Raw genomic sequence first — 21,267 nt, 5'->3', positions numbered from 1 at the left:
GACGCTTTTGTGGCAAGGGCCGATCAGAGCGGCGTGCCGATCAGCACGTTGGAGGGCGCACATTGCACCTGCACCGCAGACCCCACGGCGAGTTGCTGGCGGCGCAAGTGCAGCGGTTCGGCCAAGGCGCAGAGGGTGTGGCCGTTAGGCAGGGAAATACGCACTTCGCTGGGGCCGTCCTCGGCATCAAGAATCGCTTCGATAGTGCCGCGCAGGACATTGTGTCCGGGCGTGGCCGGCTGATCGGCGCCGAGCAGTTCAAGCCAGCCGGCCTTGATCAGCGCCATCACTTCGGTACCGGGCTGCAATTCCAGATGCACGGTGCTGTCGTGGGTGATCTGTGCCTCCAGAGCAATGCCCTCGGCGAGTTCGAGGCGGATCAGATCGTTGCGTCCCTGCGCCTGAATCGCTGCCACCGTGCCATGCAGTTGATTGCGCGCGCTGGTCCTGAGCATCAGCCGACCGAGCAGGTCGAGATCGCTGGCGTCTTCCGCCGCTTCCAGCACCTGCGCCTGCAGCGCCTGCAATTTCTGATACAGGCGCAGCACCCGCTCGCCCTCGCTGGACAGTCTGGCGCCGCCGCCACCCTTGCCGCCCACCACGCGCTCGACCAAGGGTTTCTGCGCCAGGTTGTTCAGCTCATCGATCGCATCCCACGCCGCTTTGTAACTGAGCCCCGCGCTCTTCGCCGCACGAGTGATCGAACCCTGCTCGGCGATGTGTTGCAGCAGGGCAATGCGCTGCGGACGGCGAACGATGTGCTGGGAGAGCAGGGTGGGCAGGGACATGGCAGAACGCTTCTGGCTCGGGCGATGAGAAGGACGTTGGCCACTTGCAACGCGCGAGTCAAGCCTTACGCCGAACCCCTGTGGGAGCGAGCCTGCTCGCGAAAGCGGTTTGAGCAACAACATCTTTGTTGAATGTGATGCCCATTCGCGAGCAGGCTCGCTCCCACATGAGATATGTATTCGCTTCAGGTACCGGGCTTCGGCGTACGAGCCAGGCAGTACACATCAACCCGCGCCGCACCAGCATTCATCAACAACCGCGCCAGCGCCTGAGCGGTCGCGCCCGTGGTCAGAACATCATCCACCAGCGCGAAATGGCGGCCGCTTACCTCTGCATCAGGCGCCAGCGCAAAGGCATTGCGCAAGTTGCGTTTGCGCGCCTTGGCGTCGAGATCCTGTTGGGCATCGGTGTGCATGACTCGCCTTAGAAGCTGTTCTTCACAGGGCAAATCCAGCGACACACTCAACCAGCGCGCGAGCATCCCTGCCTGATTGAATCCGCGCCGACGCAGGCGTTTATTCGCCAACGGCACCGGCAGCAGCACATCGGGGCGCGGCAAGTCCTCGGCGAAGCGATGCTGCAGGTATTGACCGAGAACGTCGGCGAGCAGGTGACCAAACGGCCATTTCGCGTTGTGTTTAAAGCGCGTGATCAGACTGTCCACCGGGAAGCAATACACCCAGGGCACCGCGACCTGCTCGAAGGCCGGAGGCTCTAGCAGGCACTCGCCGCAAGTCAGGCCATCCGCCGCCAGCGGCAAAGCGCAGCTCTGACAATGGCTGCCGAGCCAGGGCATCTCGGTTTCGCAGGCCTCGCACATTGGCATTTGTGCTTCCGCGGGCTCATCGCACAGCAAACAGGTCTGTACGTTTTTTAAACAGATGTAAACCTGTCCTTGGTATTGCGGTTGACAGCGCATCGCTCTTCCTTAAATATGCCGAACATCCGTGTAGCGCCTGTGGATATTCCATTTTCCCCGGCGCCCGCCAAGCATAACCAAGGAATTGCCCATGAGCGCGAGCACCACCGCCACCCTGCGTCACGATTGGTCTCTGGCCGAAGTCAAAGCACTCTTCGTACAGCCATTCAACGACTTGCTATTCCAGGCGCAAACGGTGCACCGCGCACATTTCAACGCCAACCGCGTGCAAGTCTCGACACTGCTGTCGATCAAGACCGGCGCCTGTCCCGAAGACTGCAAGTACTGCCCACAGTCCGGGCACTACAACACCGGCCTGGAAAAAGAAAAACTGATGGAAGTGCAGAAGGTCCTCGAAGAGGCGGCCCGCGCCAAAGCCATCGGTTCGACGCGGTTCTGCATGGGCGCGGCGTGGAAACATCCGTCGGCCAAGGACATGCCGTATGTGTTGAAGATGGTTGAAGGGGTGAAAGCCCTGGGCCTGGAAACCTGCATGACCCTCGGTCGTCTCGATCAGGAGCAGACCGAAGCGCTGGCCAAGGCCGGTCTCGATTACTACAACCACAACCTCGACACCTCGCCGGAGTTCTACGGCAGCATCATCACCACCCGCACTTACAGCGAGCGTCTGCAGACACTGGCCTACGTGCGTGAGTCGGGGATGAAAATCTGCTCCGGCGGCATTCTCGGCATGGGCGAATCGCTGGACGATCGCGCCAATCTGCTGATCCAGTTGGCCAACCTGCCGGAGCACCCGGAGTCGGTGCCGATCAACATGCTGGTGAAAGTCGCTGGCACGCCGCTGGAAAACGCCGAAGACATCGACCCGTTCGACTTCATCCGCATGCTCGCCGTGGCGCGCATCCTCATGCCGCAATCTCACGTACGTCTGTCCGCCGGTCGCGAAGCGATGAACGAGCAGATGCAGGCCCTGGCATTTTTCGCCGGCGCCAACTCGATTTTCTACGGCGACAAATTGCTCACCACCGCCAACCCTCAGGCGGACAAGGACATGCAGCTGTTTGCGCGCCTAGGTATCCAGCCGGAGGCCCGTGAAGAGCATTCCGATGAGGTTCATCAGGCTGCGATCGAGCAGGCACTGGTGGAGCAGAAGAGCAGCGAGCAGTTCTACAACGCTGCGGTGTAAAAACCCGCGCGGATTGTTCTGAAGGAATGCAAAACCCCTGTGGGAGCGAGCCTGCTCGCGAAAGCGGTTTGGCCGCCAACATCCATATTGGATGTGACGCCCATTCGCGAGCAGGCTCGCTCCCACAGGGGATCTGTGTCATTTGAAAATCGAGGCCTGCATGTCTTTCGATCTCGCCGCACGCCTTGCTGCCCGCCGTGCCGAAAACCTCTACCGGCAGCGTCCGCTGCTTGAATCGCCGCAAGGTCCGCAAGTGGTGGTCGACGGCCAACCGCTGCTCGCTTTCTGCAACAACGACTATCTGGGCCTGGCCAATCATCCGCAGGTGATCGAAGCCTGGCGCACCGGTGCCGAGCGCTGGGGTGTCGGCGGTGGCGCGTCGCATCTGGTGATCGGCCACAGCAGCCCGCATCACGCGCTGGAAGAAGCCCTCGCCGAACTGACCGGCCGGCCGCGTGCGCTGCTGTTTACCACCGGCTACATGGCCAACCTCGGCGCGGTCACCGCGCTGGTCGGGCAGGGCGATACAGTTCTGGAAGACCGGCTCAATCACGCTTCTTTGCTGGACGCAGGCCTGTTGTCCGGTGCGCGTTTCAATCGCTATCTGCACAACGACGCCGAGAGTCTGGCCAAGCGCCTGGAGAAAGCCACTGGCAACACACTGGTGGTGACCGATGGCGTATTCAGCATGGACGGCGACATCGCCGACCTGCCGGCGCTGGCCCGCGCGGCCAAGGCCAAAGGCGCGTGGCTGATGGTCGACGATGCCCACGGCTTCGGCCCGCTGGGCGCCAACGGTGGCGGCATCGTCGAGCATTTCGGCCTGAGCGAGGACGATGTGCCGGTGCTGGTCGGCACCCTCGGCAAAGCCTTCGGCACCGCCGGGGCCTTTGTCGCCGGCAGCGAAGAGTTGATCGAAAGCCTGATCCAGTTCGCCCGGCCGTACATCTACACCACCAGCCAACCGCCGGCGCTGGCCTGCGCGACGCTGAAAAGCCTCGAACTGCTGCGCAGCGAACACTGGCGTCGTGAGCACTTGCAGGCCTTGATCCGCCAGTTCCGCCACGGTGCCAAGCAGATCGGGCTGGAGCTGATGGACAGTTTCACGCCGATCCAGCCGATCATGATCGGCGATGCCGGCCGCGCGGTGCGGTTGTCGCAAATGCTCCGCGAGCGCGGGCTGATGGTCACTGCGATTCGCCCTCCGACCGTGCCGGCCGGCAGCGCGCGACTGCGCGTCACGCTGACCGCCGCCCACAGCGAGGCGCAGGTGCAACAGTTACTGGAAGGGCTGGCGGATTGTTTCGCCCGATTGTCGTTGGAGCCAAGCCATGCGTAATCGTCTGATCCTGTTGCCCGGCTGGGGCCTCGGCGTGTCGCCGCTGGAACCGCTGGCCGCAGCATTACGTGGCCTCGACGAACATCTGCAAGTCGAGATTGAACCGCTGCCGGAGCTGGACTCCGCTGACCTTGAAGACTGGCTCGACGAACTCGATGCGCGCATTCCACAGGAAGTCTGGCTCGGTGGCTGGTCGCTGGGCGGCATGCTCGCCTCTGAGTTGGCGGCACGACGCGGCGAGGCGTGCTGCGGGGTGCTGACGCTGGCGAGCAATCCGGCGTTTGTTGCGCATGAGCAGTGGCCGGATGCGATGCCTGCCGAGACCTTTGATGCATTTCTTGCCGGTTGCCAGGCCGATCCGCGTACGACGCTCAAGCGTTTTGCTTTGTTATGTGCGCAAGGTTCGCCAGACCCGCGTGGCTTGTCGCGCTTGCTGCTCGGTGGCGCGCCAGCCATCGCGCCGGCCGCGCTGATGGCAGGTCTGGAGCTACTCGCGCAGCTGGATACGCGACAGGCGCTGCAGGGGTTTCGCGGCCCACAGTTTCATCTGTTCGGCGGGCAGGACGCGCTGGTCCCGGCGGAAGCGGCCGGCGCATTGTTCGCGCTGTTGCCGGATATCGAAATTGGTCTGATCGAACAGGCCAGCCATGCTTTTCTGCTGGAGGACCCGCACGGAGTCGCGGGCGCGATCCAGGCGTTTCTACATGAGTGCGCTGATGACTGATCTGTCCCTCGTGCTGCCTGGGGGCTTGCCTGACAAGCGCCAGGTGGCGGCGTCTTTTCCCGCGCCGCGGCCAGTTACGACAGCGTCGCCGAGTTTCAGCGTGACGTCGGCACGCAGTTGCTTGAGCGCTTGCCTGCGAGTTTCACGCCGTCGCGGTGGCTCGATCTCGGTTGCGGCACTGGCTATTTCACCCGCGCGCTGGCCTCGCGTTTCACCCAGAGCAGCGGTTTTGCGCTGGACATTGCCGAGGGCATGCTCAATCACGCACGGCCGCTGGGTGGCGCTGAGCATTTCATTGCCGGCGATGCCGAAAGGCTGCCGTTGCAGGACGCTAGCTTCGATTTGATTTTCTCCAGCCTGGCGGTGCAGTGGTGCGCCGACTTCGAAACGGTGCTCAGCGAAGCTTTTCGCGTGCTTAAACCGGGCGGGATTTTTGCCTTTGCTAGTCTGTGTACAGGGACGCTGTTCGAGTTGCGTGAGAGTTGGCAGCAGGTCGACGGGCTGGTGCACGTCAATCGCTTCCGCGAGTTCGCCCGCTATGAACAGTTATGTGGCGGAAGTGGCATGCGCGCAGTGAGTCTGGAAAATCTGCCGCACGTGTTGCATTACCCGGATGTGCGCAGCCTGACTCACGAGCTCAAAGCGTTGGGTGCACACAATCTGAACCCTGGCCGGCCGGGTGGTTTGACCGGGCGGGCGCGGATTCTCGGGCTGGTCGACGCGTATGAGCGCTTCCGTCAGACGTCGGGGCTGCCGGCAACGTATCAGGTGGTGTACGCCGTGTTGGAGAAACCTCTATGAGCGCAGCCTATTTCATCACCGGTACCGACACCGATGTCGGCAAGACCACCGTCGCAGCCGGATTGCTCCATGCAGCGCGCTCGGCAGGCTTGAGCACGGCGGCGGGCAAACCGGTGGCTTCCGGGTGCGACGTCACGCCCAAGGGCTTGCGTAATTCCGATGCCTTGGCGCTGCTGGCCGAATGTTCCTTGCCGCTGACTTATCAACAGGTCAACCCGGTGGCGTTCGAGCCAGCGATCGCTCCCCATCTGGCGGCGCGCGAAGCAGGTGTGGCGCTGACGGTGCAATCGCTGCTGGCGCCGATGCGCGGGATTCTGGCGATGAACGCCGATTTCACCCTGATCGAAGGCGCGGGCGGCTGGCGGGTGCCGTTGGCCGATCAGGACAATCTCTCGGACTTGGCGATTGCGCTGAAGCTGCCGGTGATTCTGGTGGTGGGCGTGAGGCTGGGGTGCATCAGTCATGCGTTGCTGACCGCCGAGGCGATTGCTCGCGACGGTCTGCAGTTGGCGGGTTGGGTGGCGAATATCATCGATCCGAAAACCTCTCGGCTGGAGGAAAACTTAGCGACGCTCGCCGAACGCATACCGGCGCCGTGCCTGGGCCGGGTGCCGAAACTCAAAGCGTTGAGCGCCGAAGCGGTGGCCGAGCATCTGCAACTGGATCTGCTCGACTAAGTTTTTCACTATGAACAGGCACTGTGCTATTAGTGTTTTTGACGGGTGTTTTGCTGGCGCGTCTGCTTCAATGGCGACCATTGATCCTTTGCAGGGATGAGAGTGACTATGGAAATCTCCGGCAACACAGCTTTTTATGCGGGCCTGAGTTCGATTCAGTCCGGGCAGAACCGGGTCGATCAGGCGGCCAGTCAGATCGCCAACAACACCATCGAACGTTCGGTGACCAGCCAGTCGTCCGAAGTGCAGGTCAATCGCCTGCGCGGCGTGGATCGCGCGCAGGAATCGGATCTGGCGAGCAATATCGTCGAGCTGTCGCAGGGCAAGATCCAGGCAGAGCTGGGTGTGAAAGTGGCCAAGGCGTCCGACGAAGTGCTCGGGACGATCATCGATACGTTTGCCTGAATGAGTTTGTTCTAGATCCCGAAACGCCGCGCCCTGTCGCGGCGTTTTTCGTTTAAGTCCTTCTTGCTCAACTAATCTTTTTACAACGTCCGTGGCTAACGTGAAGGCGCGGCGATTTGTCGTCTCCGGCATTTGCGAAAGGCTGATGACGAATGGCAAAAGAACGACGCTTGACAAGATTTCGGCGTAAACGTATGTTTCAAACAACTGTTTGACCGTCACAACAACTCAACACGGTCGTTCATTCCCGGTTACATCAGCAGAGGTTTATCGCTATGCCTGACTACAAGGCCCCCTTGCGTGATATTCGCTTCGTTCGTGACGAGCTGCTCGGCTACGAAGCGCACTATCAGAGCCTGCCAGCGTGCGCAGACGCCACGCCGGACATGGTTGACGCCATCCTCGAGGAAGGCGCCAAGTTTTGTGAGCAGGTACTGGCGCCGCTGAACCGCGTGGGCGATCTGGAAGGTTGCACCTGGAGCGAGTCCGGCGTGAAAACCCCGACTGGCTTCAAAGAGGCGTACAAGCAATTCGTCGAAGGCGGCTGGCCAAGTCTGGCGCACGACGTTGAGCATGGCGGTCAGGGCCTGCCTGAGTCGCTGGGTCTGGCGGTCAGCGAAATGGTCGGCGAAGCCAACTGGTCGTGGGGCATGTACCCAGGCCTGTCGCACGGCGCGATGAACACGATCTCCGAGCACGGCACCCCTGAGCAGCAGGAAGCCTATCTGACCAAACTGGTCTCCGGCGAATGGACCGGCACCATGTGCCTGACCGAACCGCACTGCGGCACCGACCTGGGCATGCTGCGCACCAAGGCCGAGCCTCAGGCCGACGGTTCCTACAAAGTTTCCGGCACCAAGATCTTCATCTCGGCCGGTGAACACGACATGGCCGACAACATCGTCCACATCGTACTGGCCCGCCTGCCGGATGCTCCGGCTGGCACCAAAGGCATCTCGCTGTTCATCGTTCCAAAGTTCCTGCCAAACGCCGATGGCACCATTGGCGCGCGCAACGCAGTGAGCTGCGGTTCGCTGGAACACAAGATGGGCATCCACGGCAACGCCACCTGCGTGATGAACTTCGACGGCGCCACCGGTTACCTGATCGGCCCGGCGAACAAAGGTCTGAACTGCATGTTCACCTTTATGAACACCGCCCGTCTCGGTACCGCGCTGCAAGGTCTGGCTCACGCCGAAATCGGCTTCCAGGGCGGTCTGAAGTACGCTCGCGATCGCCTGCAAATGCGTTCGCTGACTGGCCCGAAAGCGCCGGACAAAGCCGCTGACCCGATCATCGTTCACCCTGACGTGCGCCGCATGCTGTTGACCATGAAGGCGTTCGCCGAAGGCAACCGCGCGATGGTCTACTTCACCGCCAAACAGGTCGACATCGTCAAATACGGCGTCGATGAAGAAGAGAAGAAGAAGGCCGACGCACTGCTGGCGTTCATGACCCCGATCGCCAAAGCGTTCATGACCGAAGTCGGTTTCGAATCCGCCAACCACGGTGTGCAGATCTACGGCGGCCACGGCTTCATCGCCGAGTGGGGCATGGAGCAGAACGTTCGCGACAGCCGCATTTCGATGCTGTACGAAGGCACCACCGGCATCCAGGCTCTGGACCTGCTCGGCCGTAAAGTGCTGATGACTCAAGGCGAAGCTCTGAAAGGCTTCACCAAGATCGTCCACAAGTTCTGCCAGAACAACGAAGGCAACGAAGCCGTCCAGGAATTCGTCGCGCCGCTGGCTGCACTGAACAAGGAATGGGGCGAGCTGACCATGAAGGTCGGTATGGCTGCCATGAAAGATCGCGAAGAAGTCGGCGCGGCCTCCGTGGACTACCTGATGTACTCCGGTTATGCCTGCCTGGCCTACTTCTGGGCGGACATGGCACGTCTGGCTGCGGAAAAACTGGCTGCCGGCACCACCGACGAGGCGTTCTACACCGCCAAGCTGCAGACCGCGCGCTTCTACTTCCAGCGCATCCTGCCGCGTACCCGCACACACGTGGCCACTATGCTGTCGGGCGCTGGCAACCTGATGGACATGAAAGAAGAAGACTTCGCGCTGGGCTACTAAGCCTCAACGCAGTCTGACGAAAACCGCTGCTCCCGTTAGGGGGCAGCGGTTTTTTTGTTGGCGGATCGCTCAGATAGTCGAGCTTCCGGCCGTTATAGAGACCGTGTGTGATCTGGATCACATTGTGTGGGCTTGGCCGCACTTTGCAGGCACAATGCCATCTCTTTGCTATGACGGGTCGGAGCTTACCCTTGCCGCGTTCTTCCGCTGTACGTTTCAGCCATTTCCTGCCATCACTGCTGTTATTGCTTGCGGGGCTGGCGGCTGCGTACGTCAAAGACCTCAGCGTGTTTTTCACGTCCCTGTTCAATGTCTTGCCGACCCTGGTTCTGTTGCTCGGCGGGGCGTATTGCGCGGTGTACCGACGACAGCGCGAACTGTTTCTGATGCTCACGGTTTACATCGCCTATTTTCTGCTCGATACCCAGACCGACTTTTACCGCGACAACGGCAAAGTCCGCGAAGACGCTGCGGTGGTTTTCCATCTGGTCTGCCTGTTGCTGCCATTGTTGTTCGGGCTGTTCGCAGCGTGGCAAGAGCGTACGCATCTGTTTCAGGACATGGTCGCGCGGTTCGCTGTGCTGCTAGCGTTTGGCAGCGTGGCGCTGGGGCTGGAGCAAAGTTACCCACAGGCGCTGCTGCTGTGGTTGTCGGAGATCCGCTGGCCGGCGCTGCACGGCGCGTGGATGAGTCTGATCCAGTTGTCCTATCCGGTGTTCATCTCGGCCTTCCTGCTCCTGGCCTGGCAATACTGGCGTAACCCGCGCCCGCTGCACGCGGCGCAACTGGTCGGCTTGCTCGGGGTCTTCTGGATGTTGCCGAAGACTTTCATTCTGCCGTTCACCCTGAACATCATGTGCAGCCAGGTGATGCTGATGATCGCCGCCGCCGTTGCGCATGAGGCCTATCAAATGGCCTTCCGCGACGAGCTCACCGGCCTGCCGGGACGACGTGCGCTCAACGAACGCATGCAGCGACTGGGGCGCAACTATGTGCTGGCGATGAGCGACGTCGATCACTTCAAGAAATTCAACGACACCCACGGCCACGACGTCGGTGATCAGGTGCTGCGGCTGGTCGCCAGCAAACTGTCGAAAATCAGCGGTGGCGGTAGGGCGTATCGCTACGGCGGTGAGGAATTTGCCTTGGTGTTTGCAGGCAAAACCCTTGAGGAATGCATGCCGCACCTGGAAGTGATCCGCGAATCGATCGCCTCCTACAGCATTCAGTTGCGCAACCAGGAAAACCGCCCGCAGGATGATCAGCAAGGTCGACAGCGCCGCAGCGGTTCCGGGGCTTCGGCGGTGTCGGTGACGGTGAGCATCGGCGTCGCCGAACGCGTCGAGCAGCGCACTCCGGAAGAAGTGCTCAAGTCCGCCGACCAGGCGTTGTATAGCGCCAAGGGCGCCGGGCGTAACTGCGTCATGGCGTTCGGGCAGAACCGCCGTGGCGCGGTGCGCATGGATACCGCTGCGGGTTGAGTGATGACGGCGCATTCAGCGCCCGCACATTGATTGTCGCGCGTGGTGGCCAGCAGTAGGTTGGAGGAATCTGCTGACGGAGAAGCCACCATGCCTGAGTACAAAGCTCCCCTGCGCGACATGCGCTTTCTGATCGATCACGTCTTCGACTTCCACTCCAGCTACGCCAGTCTCGGCGCGCATGACGCCAGCCCGGACATGATCAGCGCGATCCTCGAAGAAGGCGCGAAGTTCTGCGAGAACGTGCTGGCCCCGCTCAATCGCAGCGGCGATGAAGAGGGCTGCCATTTCGACAACGGCGTGGTAACAACGCCTACAGGCTTCAAGCAGGCCTTCGCACAATATGTCGAGGGCGGCTGGCACGGTTTGGCGGCTGATCCGGCTTACGGTGGTCAAGGGCTGCCGAGCTCGCTGGGACTGGTGATCAGCGAGATGGTCGGTTCCAGTAACACGTCCTGGGGTATGTACCCGGGCCTGACTCACGGCGCGATGTCGGCGATCCACGCCCACGGTACCGCCGAGCAGAAAGACACTTACCTGAGCAAACTCACCGCTGGCCAGTGGACCGGCACCATGTGCCTGACCGAAGCCCACTGCGGCACTGATCTGGGCATCATCAAGACCCGCGCGGTGCCACGGGCCGACGGCAGCTACGCGATCACCGGCAGCAAGATCTTCATTTCTGCCGGCGAGCATGACCTGAGCGATAACATCATCCATCTGGTCCTGGCCAAGCTGCCGGACGCACCGGCCGGAACCAAGGGCATTTCCCTGTTTATCGTGCCCAAGTTTCTCCCCGACGCGGCAGGCGAAGCGGGGGAGCGCAATGGCGTTTCCTGTGGTTCGATCGAGCACAAGATGGGCATCAAGGCTTCAGCCACCTGCGTGCTGAACTTCGATGCCGCCACCGGTTACCTGATCGGCGAGCCGAACAAGGGCCTCAACTGCATGTTCACCATGATGAACCACGCGCGACTCGGCACCGGCATGCAGGGCCTGTGTCTGGGCGAGGCGAGTTTTCAGGGTGCGATCAAGTACGCCAATGACCGCCTGCAGATGCGCGCGCTGACCGGTGCCAAGGCCCCGCAAAAACCTGCCGATCCGATCATCGTTCACCCCGATGTGCGGCGCATGTTGCTGACCATGAAAGCCTTCAACGAAGGCAATCGGGCGCTGACCTACTTCACCGCACAGATGCTTGATGCCGCGCACCTGAGCAGCGATGCCGAGGCGCGTCGGGAAGCCGAAGACCTATTGGCGTTCCTCACGCCAATCTGCAAAGCCTTCATGACCGACACCGGGCTGGAAGTGACCAATCACGGCATGCAGGTGTTCGGCGGCCACGGTTTCATTCGTGAGTGGGGCATGGAGCAACTGGTGCGCGACTGCCGGATTGCGCCGATCTACGAGGGCACCAACGGCATTCAGGCGCTGGATTTGCTCGGGCGCAAAGTGCTGGGCAGTCAGGGCAAGCTGCTGCGGGGCTTTACCAAAATCGTCCACAAGTTCTGCGCAGCGAACGCCGACCATCCGCAGTTGGGCAGCTTCGTCGCGCAACTGAACGGGCTCAATCAGCAGTGGGGCGACCTGACCATGAAGGTCGGCATGGCCGCCATGAAGAACCCCGACGAAGTCGGCGCCGCATCGGTGGATTACCTGATGTACAGCGGCTACATCATCCTTGGCTACCTGTGGCTGCGCATGGCGTTGGTTGCCCAGGCACAGCTGGAGGCTGGCGAGGGTGAGGCTGATTTCCTCAAGGGCAAACTGGCGACGTGCGAGTTCTACTTCAAGCGCTTGCTGCCGCGTACGTCTACGCATCAGGCGGCGATCGAGGCGGGGAGTGATTGTTTGATGAATTTGCCGGCGGAGGCGTTTGCTTTGTAGGGCAGATCGAAAGATCGCGGCGATTTTTTACGGTGACTAAAAATAACAAATCAGTCACCGGTTGACCCTATGTGTCGCAAAAGTTGTTGAGGTACACTCAGGCTCAGAAAACATCATTCCACGAACCACCTGTTTAGATCTTGCGAGGTTTGCCATGGCTGACTACAAAGCGCCGCTGCGCGATATGCGCTTCGTCCTCAATGAAGTGTTCGAAGTCGCCAAACTCTGGGCCGAGCTGCCGGCGCTGGCCGAGACCGTCGACGCCGAAACCGTTGAAGCGATTCTCGAAGAGGCCGGCAAGGTCACCAGCAAAAGCATCGCGCCGCTGAGCCGTGCCGCTGACGAGGAAGGTTGCCATTGGGCGGACGGTGCCGTCACCACGCCGGCCGGCTTCCCACAGGCCTATCAGACTTATGCCGAAGGCGGCTGGGTCGGCGTCGGCGGTGATCCGGCCTATGGCGGCATGGGCATGCCCAAAGCCGTGTCGGCGCAGGTCGAAGAAATGGTCAACTCCGCCAGCCTGGCGTTCGGTCTGTATCCGATGCTGACCGCCGGCGCCTGCCTGTCGATCAACGCTCACGCCAGTGAAGAACTCAAAGCTGCGTACCTGCCGAACATGTACGCCGGCATCTGGGCCGGCTCCATGTGCCTGACCGAGCCGCATGCTGGCACTGACCTGGGCATTATTCGCACCAAAGCCGAACCTCAGGCCGACGGTTCCTACAAGGTCAGCGGCACCAAGATCTTCATCACCGGCGGCGAGCACGACCTCACCGAAAACATCATTCATCTGGTCCTAGCCAAGCTGCCGGACGCCCCGGCCGGTCCGAAAGGCATTTCGCTGTTCCTGGTGCCGAAGTTCATGGTCAATGCCGACGGCAGCCTCGGTGCGCGTAACCCGGCCAACTGCGGATCGATCGAACACAAGATGGGCATCCAGGCGTCGGCAACCTGCGTGATGAACTTCGACGAAGCGGTGGGCTATCTGGTCGGCGAACCGAACAAAGGCCTGGCCGCGATGTTCACCATGATGAACTACGAGCGCCTGGGTGTTGGTATTCAAGGCCTGGCCACGGGCGAGCGCTCTTATCAGAACGCCGTCGAATATGCGCGTGATCGCCTGCAGAGCCGTTCGCCGACCGGTGCGCAGAACAAGGACAAAGTCGCTGACCCGATCATCGTTCACCCGGACGTGCGGCGCATGCTGCTGACCATGAAAGCCTCGAACGAAGGCGGCCGGGCGTTTTCCACTTATGTGGCGATGCAACTCGACACCGCCAAGTTCAGCGAAGACGCGACCACCCGCAAGCGTGCGGAAGATCTGGTGGCGTTGCTGACGCCGGTAGCGAAAGCCTTCCTGACCGACCTGGGTCTGGAAACCACCGTTCATGGCCAGCAGATTTTCGGCGGCCACGGTTACATCCGCGAGTGGGGCCAGGAGCAACTGGTGCGTGACGTGCGCATCACCCAGATTTACGAGGGCACCAACGGGATTCAGGCGCTGGACCTGGTGGGTCGCAAGATCGTTGGCAGTGGCGGTGCGTTCTACAAATTGTTCGCTGACGAGATCCGTCATTTCACCGCCACCGCCAGTGCCGATCTGGGCGAGTTCACCAAGCCGTTGAACGATGCCGTCGACACCCTCGACGAGCTGACCGCGTGGCTGCTGGACCGGGCGAAAAACAATCCGAACGAAATTGGCGCGGCCTCGGTCGAATATTTGCAAGCGTTCGGATACACCGCTTACGCCTACATGTGGGCGTTGATGGCCAAAGCCTCGCTGGGCAAGGAAGCGCAAGATGATTTCTATGCGAGCAAGCTGGGTACCGCACGCTTCTATTTCGCCCGTCTGCTGCCACGTATTCACTCGTTGAGCGCGTCGGTCAAGGCCGGTAGCGAGTCGCTGTTCCTGCTGGATGCGGCACAGTTTTGATCCTGTAGACGTCATGTAAGCATTTGCTTACGTGACGTGCTGCTGTTCTCCCATATGCGTACATTGGATCCACGGCTAATCTACGTTTCATGGACGTCGCGCAGGAAGCGCAAAGTAAACAACACGGACACGTAGGATTCTGCCAGGGTGGCGGAGTGAAATGGATGTCAGGGAAACAGTCTGCAAAGCCCCGCTTCGGCGGGGTTTTCTTTTGCCTGAAGAAAAGTTTCAGGCGAGCGGATCGAGGGGCGGCTTCACTTCGCGATCGATCACCTCTTCAAGCAATGTCCGCAGCAATGCCAACGAGGCCTGCTGGCGTTGTACATCGCGGCACACCAGGCCAACTTGCAACGGCACCCGTGGCTCGCTCAGCGGTTTCCACAGCAGATCTTCATCGTCGTATTCCTTTTGCGAACGTCCCGGTAGCACCGTCGCCAGCCGGGTGTGTGGCAGGCTGTCGAGAATCCCCAACATATTGTTCAACTCGGCCTGCACCTGCGGGCGTCGTCCGAGGCTGGTCAGTTGTGCCTGCCAGATCTGCCGGATCTGGAATTCTTCGCCGAGCAGCAACATGGGCAACTCAGCGGCCTGGCGCATCGAGACTTTCTTGAACTCGCGCAATGGATGGTCTGCCGGGATCACCAGCGTCAGTTCGTCTTCATACAGCAACACCCCGTGCAGACCGGGTTGGCGCGGTGGCAGATAGCTGATACCGATGTCCAGCGAACCATTGAGCAGACGCCGCTCGATTTCCAGTCCGGTCAGTTCATAGATCTGCACCACCAGATGTGGCTGCGCCTTGCGCACACGCTCGAGCATTTGCGGCACAAGGCTGGTGTGCACCGTTTGCAGCACACCGATCGCCAGGGTGCGCAACGCCTGCCCCTTGAAATTACCCAATGCCTCGCGCGCCCGCTGCAAGCCATCGAGCAGCGGCAACGCGTGGTTGTACAGCGTGTGCGCAGCGAGAGTCGGCAGCAGGCGTTTACTGCTGCGTTCGAACAGGGTGACGTCGAGGTTCTGCTCCAGCTGTCGGATCTGTTGCGACAGCGCCGGTTGCGAGATCGACAAGCGCTCAGCCGCACGGCCGACATGGCCTTCTTCGTAGACCGCGACGAAATAACGCAGTTGCTTGAAATCCATAAGTAGCGCTTATAGAAATGGCTGGGAAATCGAAATGGCTTGAAGCCGGTTGCGCGCCTAGTCTAACCGCATTCACAAGGCTTACAGGGCCAGAAAGCGTGATGCATCCCATTTGCTTCGTTAGTGCTTACATAGGCAGTTCAAAAAACCTCAAGCGAGGTTTTTTCGCATGAATCTGTTCAGTTTGCGGCGCCAGACGCCAAGTCTGGATGACCTCACCTTCGAGGCGGGGCCATCCACTATGACCGATCACCTCAATGCCCAACGCCTGATGCCCGGTGTCGAGCGACCGTATCAAGTGTTCGTTCGGGGCCAGGGTTCCTGGCTGTGGGACAGCAACGATCGCGCCTACCTCGACTTTTCCCAGGCTGGCGGCGCCAACAGCCTTGGCCACAGCCCCACGGCGCTGGTCAAAGCCATCGCCAATCAGGCCCAAGCGCTGATCAATCCCGGGTGCAATCTGCATAATCGCGGCATGCTCAGCCTCGCCGAATGTTTGTGCGCCAGCACGTCCAGCGATCAGGCGTACCTGCTCAACAGTGGCAGCGAGGCTTGTGACGCGGCGATCAAACTGGCGCGCAAATGGGGGCAACTGCATCGCAGCGGCGCCTCGCGGATCATCGTGGCGCAGCAGGGTTGCCATGGCCGCAGTCTGGCGACGGTCGATCGAGTGCCATTCAATGACCTGCCAGCGCTGCATGCGGCGGTCGACGCGCAAACCGTAGCAATCATGCTGGAGCCGATCCAGAGCGATGCCGGGGTCATTCCGGCGACCGAGCATTACCTCAAAGGGGTCGAGCGACTGTGTCGTGACCTGGGCATTCTGCTGATTCTCGACGAATTGCAGACGGGTATGGGCCGCTGCGGCAGCTTGCTTGCCGAACAGTCCTACGGGATTCGCGCCGATATCGTCGTGCTCGGCAAAGGCCTCGGCGGCGGCTTGCCGTTAGCGGCCTTGCTGGCGCGAGGCAAGGCTTGCTGTTTCGCCATCGGCGAGCTGAGCGGCACCCATCACGGCAACGCCTTGATCACGGCGGCCGGTCTGGTAGTGCTCGACAGCATCCATGACCGCAGCTTCTTTCAGCAGGTCAACGACAGCGGCCAGCACCTGCGCGAAGGCCTGGCGCGACTGGCGCACCGCTACGGGCACGGCGAGTTGCGCGGCCAAGGCCTGTTTTACGGGCTGACGCTGTCCGCCGAATGCGCCGACGCCGTCGTTCACGCCGCACTTCACGAAGGCCTGATATTGAACGCTGCGCAGCCTGACTGCCTGCGCTTCACCCCGGCCCTCACTGTCAGCAAAGCCAACATCGACGAAATGCTCCTGCGCCTGGGCCGCGCCTTCTCGCGAGTGCGCACCGTCCAATTGCAATGCCGCAAGGGCATTGCCGTCTGAGCTGAGGTGCCCCAACCGATTACCCGAACCGTCTCGCGGTATAACGCACGCCCCACGCCTGATTCTTTTGGCGTGGGGCGTTTTTTTGTGATGCTGGCGATCAAATAGCAAGCGTAATGAACCCTGACGAACGGCGCGGGTCGATTAGCTTGTATGGCTCAAGTGAGCCAACCCCCATTCAGGAGCTGCCCCATGGATTTCATTCGCATCATCATCGCTATTCTGTTGCCGCCACTGGGCGTGTTTCTGCAGGTCGGGTTTGGCGGGGCGTTCTGGCTGAACATTCTGCTGACGTTGTGCGGCTACATTCCGGGGATCGTGCATGCGGTGTATATCATCGCCAAGCGTTGAGTTCAGTGGCGTCTGATCAATAGCTATCGCGGGCAAGCCCGCTCCCACAGTGTTATGAGGGATCACAATTTTTGTGTACACCAAATAACCTGTGGGAGCGGGCTTGCCCGCGATTGAGCGACGCAGTCTCAAAGTGAGGGCTCAGTCATTCAGCCCATCACCCGCCGATAAAACGTCCACTCCTGCTCCAGTGCATGCGCCTGGTTAGCCGCGCGACGAAAGCCGTGGCGTTCGTCAGGGTAGTAATGCGCTTCGACCGGGATGCCGTTGTGCTCCAGCGCCGCGACCATGTCGCGGGTCTGTTGCGGCACGACCACCGCGTCCAGTTCACCCTGGAAGAAAATCACCGGCACGCGAATGTTGTCTGCGTGCAGCAGTGGCGTGCGGGCGGCATAGCGTTCGGCATCTCGCTCGGGATCGCCGATCAGCCAGTCCAGATAATCGCCCTCGAACTTGTGCGTGGCCCGTGCCAAAGCCACCGGATCGCTGACGCCATAAAGGCTGGCGCCTGCGCGGAAAACCTGTCTGAACGCCAGCGCGCACAATGTCGTGTAACCACCTGCACTGCCACCGCGAATGAACGCGCGCTCACCATCGATCAAACCTTGGTCCGCGAGGTAGCTGACCACCGCGCAGGCATCCTCGACATCCACCCCGCCCCAGCACAGATGCAGCGCTTGCCGATATTCGCGACCATAGCCACTGCTGCCGCGATAGTTGAGGTCGGCGACGGCGAAGCCGCGCTGGGTCCAGTACTGGATACGCGGATCGAGGGTCGGATAGCACGCCGACGTCGGGCCGCCGTGGATAAACACCACCAGCGGCGGTTTCGCTTCACCGTTCATGGCCGAATAGAAGAAACCGTGCGCTTCGCCGGAGCCGCTCGGATAACGCAAGGTCTGCGGACGGCTGATGCGTTCGGCGGGCAATGGCGCCACGCCGCCAGCGAGGACTTTCACTGCGTGAGAAGCACGATCGATGGCAATCACTGCCGACGGGCTGACCGGCGAGGCGGCAATGCAGTAGATGAACTGCTGATCAACTGCCAGGTGACGGAAGCGGCTGTAGTCGCCGCTGAAATCCTCACTACCAAGGGCCAGGCGGCCGAAACCAGCCTCGCTCCAGCTGGCTAAAAATTGATCACCGACAGGCAGCCAAGTGCAGCCGCCCAGTTGCCAGGGCGCGGGCGCGTGATCGGCCTCGGCACTCGGTAGCGCGTGCAAACCGTCAGATGTTTCGACCCACGGCTGCCAGTAGCCGCCACGATCTGTCAGGCAGTAGAGCCGGCCGTCGGCGTCGAAACGCGGCTGCTGGATCGACTCCTCAATCTGCTCGCCGGCAATACAACGAGGTCCGGAAAAATCACCTTCCGCGACGATCAAGCGCGTCGAGGTCCACGGCTGATGCGGTTGGCTCCACTCGATCCATGCCAACCGCTGGCCGTCCGGGCTCAGCGTTGGCGACGCATAAAAATCTGCACCTTCGGCCAGCACCTGTCGCGTTCCGGTGTCCAGATCAATCGCCACCAGTCGATGCTGATCATGCTGCTCTTCAACTGCCAACACCCGGCCAGCGGCGAATTGCAGATCGCCGTAGCGGCAGTCAGTCGACGTCAGCGCGACCGGCGCGCCATCCAGCGCCTGCCGATACATCTGCTGATCCGCTTCATTGATGAAAACCACCCCGTCAGGCGTCAGACAAAACGCACCACCGCCATATTCGTACACGCGGCTACGCACGCTGAAACCGTCCGGCGTCAGACGTTTCGCCACGCCATCGCGCCAATGCCAGATTCGGCACGCGGCGTCCTCGGGGCGGTATTCATTCCAGAACACGCCGTGGACGCCGAGTTGCAGTTCGGCGAAGTCGGTTCCGGCGGCGACGGCCTGGGCGGCGCTGAAAGGCTCAGCCCTTGGCGATGAGGCGTGAGTTTCGTTCATTGCGAAAGGCCAGTTGTTCGATGGTTTGAGTGGCGGTCTCGGCTTCTTCGCGGGCCTTGAGGATCACGCCGTGATGTTCGGACTTGCTGCACACCGGGTCGGCGTTACTGGCGTCGCCGGTGAGCATGAACGCCTGGCAGCGGCAGCCGCCGAAGTCTTTTTCTTTCTCGTCGCAAGAGCGGCACGGCTCGGGCATCCAGTCGTAACCGCGAAAACGGTTGAAGCCGAACGAGTCATACCAGATGTGCTGCATGCTGTGATCGCGCACGTTGGGAAACTGCACAGGCATCTGGCGCGCACCATGGCAGGGCAGGGCGGTGCCATCCGGGGTGACGGTCAGGAAGATGCTGCCCCAGCCGTTCATGCAGGCTTTCGGGCGTTCTTCGTAGTAGTCCGGCGTGACGAATATCAGCTTGCACGGATGCCCTTCGGCTTCCAGCCTGGCCCGGTATTCGTTGGTGATGCGTTCGGCGCGCACCAGTTGTTCCTTGGTAGGCAACAGACCCACACGATTGAGCTGCGCCCAGCCGTAGAACTGGCAAGTGGCGAGTTCGACGAAGTCGGCCTCCAGCGCAATGCACAGTTCGATAATGCGGTCGATCTTGTCGATGTTGTGCCGATGGGTGACGAAGTTCAGCACCATCGGATAGCCGTGCGCCTTCACCGCACGCGCCATTTCCAGCTTCTGCGCAAAGGCCTTTTTCGAGCCGGCGAGCAGGTTGTTCACTTGCTCGTCGCTGGCCTGAAAACTGATCTGGATGTGATCGAGCCCGGCCTTTTTGAAGTCGCTGATTTTCTGCTCGGTCAGGCCAATGCCGGAAGTGATCAGGTTGGTGTAGAAACCCAACTGCCGCGCTTCACGGATCAGTTCGGCCAAGTCCTGGCGCACCAGCGGTTCGCCGCCGGAAAAGCCCAATTGCGCCGCGCCCATCTCGCGCGCTTCGCGGAACACCTTGATCCATTGCTCGGTGGTCAGCTCTTTGCCCTGCTCGGCGAAATCCAGCGGATTGGAGCAGTACGGGCATTGCAGCGGGCAACGGTAGGTCAGCTCGGCGAGCAGCCACAGCGGCAGGCCGACTTCCGGTTTGGCCGGCACATCAGCCAAGGGTGAGCCAGTGTTGCTCACGGGCAACCTCCATGAATTGCTCGACGTCATCACCGAGCTCGGGCACGCCGGGGAACTGCTTGTCGAGTTCGGCAATGATCGCCGCGACATCACGCTCACCGTCAATCAGGCCGCCAATCAGCGCGGCCGTTTCGTTGAGCTTGATCATGCCCTCTGGGTACAGCAACACATGGCCCTTTTGCGCCGGTTCGTACTGGAAGCGATAGCCCGGGCGCCAGCTCGGCACTTTGCTGCGGTCGAAACTCATAAGATGATTCCTTTATGCCAGACCCGTTGTTCGGTCACGCTGTGATACGGCGGACGGTTCAGTTCGTAGGCCATGCTCATGGCATCGAGCATGCTCCAAAGAATGTCCAGTTTGAACTGGAGAATTTCCAGCATGCGCTCCTGGCCTTCACGGGTCTTGTAGTGCTCAAGGGTGATCGCCAGCCCATGCTCGACGTCACGCCGCGCCTGACCGAGACGAGTGCGGAAATATTCATAACCGGCCGGGTCGATCCACGGGTAATGCTGCGGCCAGCTGTCCAGGCGCGACTGGTGGATCTGCGGCGCGAACAATTCGGTCAGCGAGCTGCTTGCCGCCTCCTGCCAACTGGCGCGACGGGCGAAGTTGACGTAGGCATCGACGGCGAAACGCACGCCGGGCAATACCAGCTCCTGGGAGCGCAACTGATCCGGATCGAGGCCGACAGCCTGACCCAGACGCAGCCAGGCTTCGATGCCGCCGTCTTCACCGGGCGCGCCGTCGTGGTCGAGCAGGCGCTGAATCCACTCGCGGCGGATTTCCCGATCCGGGCAGTTGGCGAGGATCGCTGCGTCTTTCAGGGGAATGTTCACCTGATAGTAGAAGCGGTTGGCGACCCAGCCCTGAATCTGCTCGCGAGTCGCGCGGCCTTCATACATCGCCACGTGGTAGGGGTGATAGATGTGGTAATAGGCGCCTTTGGCGCGCAGGGCCGCTTCGAATTCGGCGGGGGACAGCGGGGTGTCGGTCATGTCTGTTCTCCGGGAACAACCACTGGAAATCTTTGGTGTCAGTGCTGGCCACTTCGCGAGCAGGCTCGCTCCCACAGTTGATCGCATTCCATTGTAGGAGTGAGCCTGCTCGCGATAGACCGCGCAGCGGTC

The 21,267-nt window shown here is 61.1% G+C and carries 18 protein-coding genes and 1 pseudogene; 12 read left to right on the top strand and 7 right to left on the bottom strand.

Features of this window, described 5'->3' with window-relative positions:
- Positions 1-23: 23 nt before the first annotated feature.
- Both ACZZZ4_RS06440 and ACZZZ4_RS06435 read right to left on the bottom strand, forming a co-directional pair.
- A complete protein-coding gene (locus ACZZZ4_RS06440) occupies positions 24-788 on the bottom strand; it encodes a TOBE domain-containing protein (RefSeq protein ID WP_463547461.1) in 765 nt (254 codons plus the stop codon).
- A gap of 185 nt (positions 789-973) precedes the next feature.
- The gene (locus ACZZZ4_RS06435) at positions 974-1,708 is read right to left on the bottom strand and encodes a double zinc ribbon domain-containing protein (protein WP_463547460.1); all 735 of its coding nucleotides are present in this window, start codon (positions 1,706-1,708) and stop codon (positions 974-976) included.
- Positions 1,709-1,799: 91 nt separating this feature from the next.
- Here ACZZZ4_RS06435 and bioB point away from each other — a divergent pair, with 91 nt between their 5' ends.
- From bioB to ACZZZ4_RS06385, 10 genes and pseudogenes are all read left to right on the top strand, one after another.
- A complete protein-coding gene (gene bioB, locus ACZZZ4_RS06430) occupies positions 1,800-2,855 on the top strand; it encodes a biotin synthase BioB (protein ID WP_016772860.1) in 1,056 nt (351 codons plus the stop codon).
- 160 nt (positions 2,856-3,015) lie between these two features.
- Complete coding sequence (gene bioF, locus ACZZZ4_RS06425; protein ID WP_463547458.1) at positions 3,016-4,194, top strand: 8-amino-7-oxononanoate synthase; 1,179 nt, start codon at positions 3,016-3,018, stop codon at positions 4,192-4,194.
- Positions 4,187-4,918 carry an alpha/beta fold hydrolase gene (locus ACZZZ4_RS06420; protein WP_129997744.1) on the top strand — a complete coding sequence of 244 codons (732 nt, stop codon included), beginning with the start codon at positions 4,187-4,189 and terminating at the stop codon, positions 4,916-4,918. The genes bioF and ACZZZ4_RS06420 overlap by 8 nt, the downstream gene beginning before the upstream one ends.
- Positions 4,911-5,719, top strand: a pseudogene (gene bioC, locus ACZZZ4_RS06415) (malonyl-ACP O-methyltransferase BioC). The gene ACZZZ4_RS06420 and the pseudogene bioC overlap by 8 nt, the downstream one beginning before the upstream one ends.
- Positions 5,716-6,396, top strand: a complete 681-nt coding sequence (gene bioD, locus ACZZZ4_RS06410; protein WP_016772864.1) for a dethiobiotin synthase — start codon at positions 5,716-5,718, stop codon at positions 6,394-6,396. Before bioC ends, bioD begins: the two are co-directional and overlap by 4 nt.
- 108 nt (positions 6,397-6,504) lie before the next feature.
- The gene (locus ACZZZ4_RS06405; RefSeq protein WP_016772865.1) at positions 6,505-6,801 is read left to right on the top strand and encodes a hypothetical protein; all 297 of its coding nucleotides are present in this window, start codon (positions 6,505-6,507) and stop codon (positions 6,799-6,801) included.
- Positions 6,802-7,076: 275 nt separating this feature from the next.
- Entirely contained in the window at positions 7,077-8,882 is a 1,806-nt protein-coding gene (locus ACZZZ4_RS06400; protein ID WP_463547457.1) for a phenylacyl-CoA dehydrogenase, read from the top strand.
- A 191-nt stretch (positions 8,883-9,073) separates the two neighbouring features.
- Positions 9,074-10,363 (top strand): GGDEF domain-containing protein, encoded by a 1,290-nt coding sequence (locus tag ACZZZ4_RS06395; RefSeq protein WP_041476719.1) that lies wholly within the window; start codon positions 9,074-9,076, stop codon positions 10,361-10,363.
- A 90-nt stretch (positions 10,364-10,453) separates the two neighbouring features.
- The gene (locus ACZZZ4_RS06390; protein ID WP_463547456.1) at positions 10,454-12,250 is read left to right on the top strand and encodes an acyl-CoA dehydrogenase C-terminal domain-containing protein; all 1,797 of its coding nucleotides are present in this window, start codon (positions 10,454-10,456) and stop codon (positions 12,248-12,250) included.
- A 154-nt stretch (positions 12,251-12,404) separates the two neighbouring features.
- Positions 12,405-14,183: an acyl-CoA dehydrogenase C-terminal domain-containing protein gene (locus ACZZZ4_RS06385; protein ID WP_039757676.1), complete on the top strand. Its 1,779-nt coding sequence runs from the start codon at positions 12,405-12,407 to the stop codon at positions 14,181-14,183.
- 228 nt (positions 14,184-14,411) lie between these two features.
- Here the strand turns inward: ACZZZ4_RS06385 and ACZZZ4_RS06380 are convergent, their stop codons facing one another.
- Complete coding sequence (locus ACZZZ4_RS06380; protein ID WP_024014561.1) at positions 14,412-15,326, bottom strand: LysR family transcriptional regulator; 915 nt, start codon at positions 15,324-15,326, stop codon at positions 14,412-14,414.
- Positions 15,327-15,495: 169 nt separating this feature from the next.
- Between ACZZZ4_RS06380 and ACZZZ4_RS06375 the strand changes: the two genes are divergently transcribed.
- Together ACZZZ4_RS06375 and ACZZZ4_RS06370 are read left to right on the top strand one after the other, a co-directional pair.
- Complete coding sequence (locus ACZZZ4_RS06375) at positions 15,496-16,722, top strand: aspartate aminotransferase family protein (protein ID WP_463547455.1); 1,227 nt, start codon at positions 15,496-15,498, stop codon at positions 16,720-16,722.
- A 192-nt stretch (positions 16,723-16,914) separates the two neighbouring features.
- Complete coding sequence (locus ACZZZ4_RS06370) at positions 16,915-17,073, top strand: YqaE/Pmp3 family membrane protein (RefSeq protein ID WP_003228885.1); 159 nt, start codon at positions 16,915-16,917, stop codon at positions 17,071-17,073.
- Positions 17,074-17,222: 149 nt separating this feature from the next.
- Here ACZZZ4_RS06370 and ACZZZ4_RS06365 read toward each other — a convergent pair whose 3' ends face one another.
- Genes ACZZZ4_RS06365 through pqqC form a run of 4 tightly spaced genes read right to left on the bottom strand, consistent with a single transcriptional unit; the run spans position 17,223 to position 21,135 of the window.
- A complete protein-coding gene (locus tag ACZZZ4_RS06365) occupies positions 17,223-19,013 on the bottom strand; it encodes a S9 family peptidase (RefSeq protein WP_463547454.1) in 1,791 nt (596 codons plus the stop codon).
- Positions 18,979-20,139: a pyrroloquinoline quinone biosynthesis protein PqqE gene (pqqE, locus tag ACZZZ4_RS06360; protein ID WP_463547453.1), complete on the bottom strand. Its 1,161-nt coding sequence runs from the start codon at positions 20,137-20,139 to the stop codon at positions 18,979-18,981. The genes ACZZZ4_RS06365 and pqqE overlap by 35 nt, the downstream gene beginning before the upstream one ends.
- Complete coding sequence (gene pqqD / locus ACZZZ4_RS06355; protein WP_016772874.1) at positions 20,111-20,386, bottom strand: pyrroloquinoline quinone biosynthesis peptide chaperone PqqD; 276 nt, start codon at positions 20,384-20,386, stop codon at positions 20,111-20,113. Before pqqD ends, pqqE begins: the two co-directional genes overlap by 29 nt.
- The gene (gene pqqC, locus ACZZZ4_RS06350) at positions 20,383-21,135 is read right to left on the bottom strand and encodes a pyrroloquinoline-quinone synthase PqqC (protein ID WP_039757691.1); all 753 of its coding nucleotides are present in this window, start codon (positions 21,133-21,135) and stop codon (positions 20,383-20,385) included. The genes pqqD and pqqC overlap by 4 nt, the downstream gene beginning before the upstream one ends.
- Positions 21,136-21,267: the final 132 nt, after the last annotated feature.

It is taken from the genome of Pseudomonas sp. AC252, assembly GCF_979258105.1.
This window is presented reverse-complemented; position numbering and strand designations above follow the sequence as displayed.

What these genes read in the sequence shown, in the direction of transcription:
- ACZZZ4_RS06390 (WP_463547456.1), top strand. Translation starts at nt 10,454, where the DNA reads ATGCCTGAGTACAAAGCTCCCCTGCGCGACATGCGCTTTCTGATCGAT.
- ACZZZ4_RS06440 (WP_463547461.1), bottom strand. Translation starts at nt 788, where the DNA reads ATGTCCCTGCCCACCCTGCTCTCCCAGCACATCGTTCGCCGTCCGCAG.
- ACZZZ4_RS06375 (WP_463547455.1), top strand. Translation starts at nt 15,496, where the DNA reads ATGAATCTGTTCAGTTTGCGGCGCCAGACGCCAAGTCTGGATGACCTC.
- bioF (WP_463547458.1), top strand. Translation starts at nt 3,016, where the DNA reads ATGTCTTTCGATCTCGCCGCACGCCTTGCTGCCCGCCGTGCCGAAAAC.
- ACZZZ4_RS06435 (WP_463547460.1), bottom strand. Translation starts at nt 1,708, where the DNA reads ATGCGCTGTCAACCGCAATACCAAGGACAGGTTTACATCTGTTTAAAA.
- pqqC (WP_039757691.1), bottom strand. Translation starts at nt 21,135, where the DNA reads ATGACCGACACCCCGCTGTCCCCCGCCGAATTCGAAGCGGCCCTGCGC.
- ACZZZ4_RS06380 (WP_024014561.1), bottom strand. Translation starts at nt 15,326, where the DNA reads ATGGATTTCAAGCAACTGCGTTATTTCGTCGCGGTCTACGAAGAAGGC.
- pqqD (WP_016772874.1), bottom strand. Translation starts at nt 20,386, where the DNA reads ATGAGTTTCGACCGCAGCAAAGTGCCGAGCTGGCGCCCGGGCTATCGC.
- ACZZZ4_RS06405 (WP_016772865.1), top strand. Translation starts at nt 6,505, where the DNA reads ATGGAAATCTCCGGCAACACAGCTTTTTATGCGGGCCTGAGTTCGATT.
- ACZZZ4_RS06385 (WP_039757676.1), top strand. Translation starts at nt 12,405, where the DNA reads ATGGCTGACTACAAAGCGCCGCTGCGCGATATGCGCTTCGTCCTCAAT.
- bioB (WP_016772860.1), top strand. Translation starts at nt 1,800, where the DNA reads ATGAGCGCGAGCACCACCGCCACCCTGCGTCACGATTGGTCTCTGGCC.
- ACZZZ4_RS06370 (WP_003228885.1), top strand. Translation starts at nt 16,915, where the DNA reads ATGGATTTCATTCGCATCATCATCGCTATTCTGTTGCCGCCACTGGGC.
- bioD (WP_016772864.1), top strand. Translation starts at nt 5,716, where the DNA reads ATGAGCGCAGCCTATTTCATCACCGGTACCGACACCGATGTCGGCAAG.
- ACZZZ4_RS06420 (WP_129997744.1), top strand. Translation starts at nt 4,187, where the DNA reads ATGCGTAATCGTCTGATCCTGTTGCCCGGCTGGGGCCTCGGCGTGTCG.
- ACZZZ4_RS06400 (WP_463547457.1), top strand. Translation starts at nt 7,077, where the DNA reads ATGCCTGACTACAAGGCCCCCTTGCGTGATATTCGCTTCGTTCGTGAC.
- ACZZZ4_RS06365 (WP_463547454.1), bottom strand. Translation starts at nt 19,013, where the DNA reads ATGAACGAAACTCACGCCTCATCGCCAAGGGCTGAGCCTTTCAGCGCC.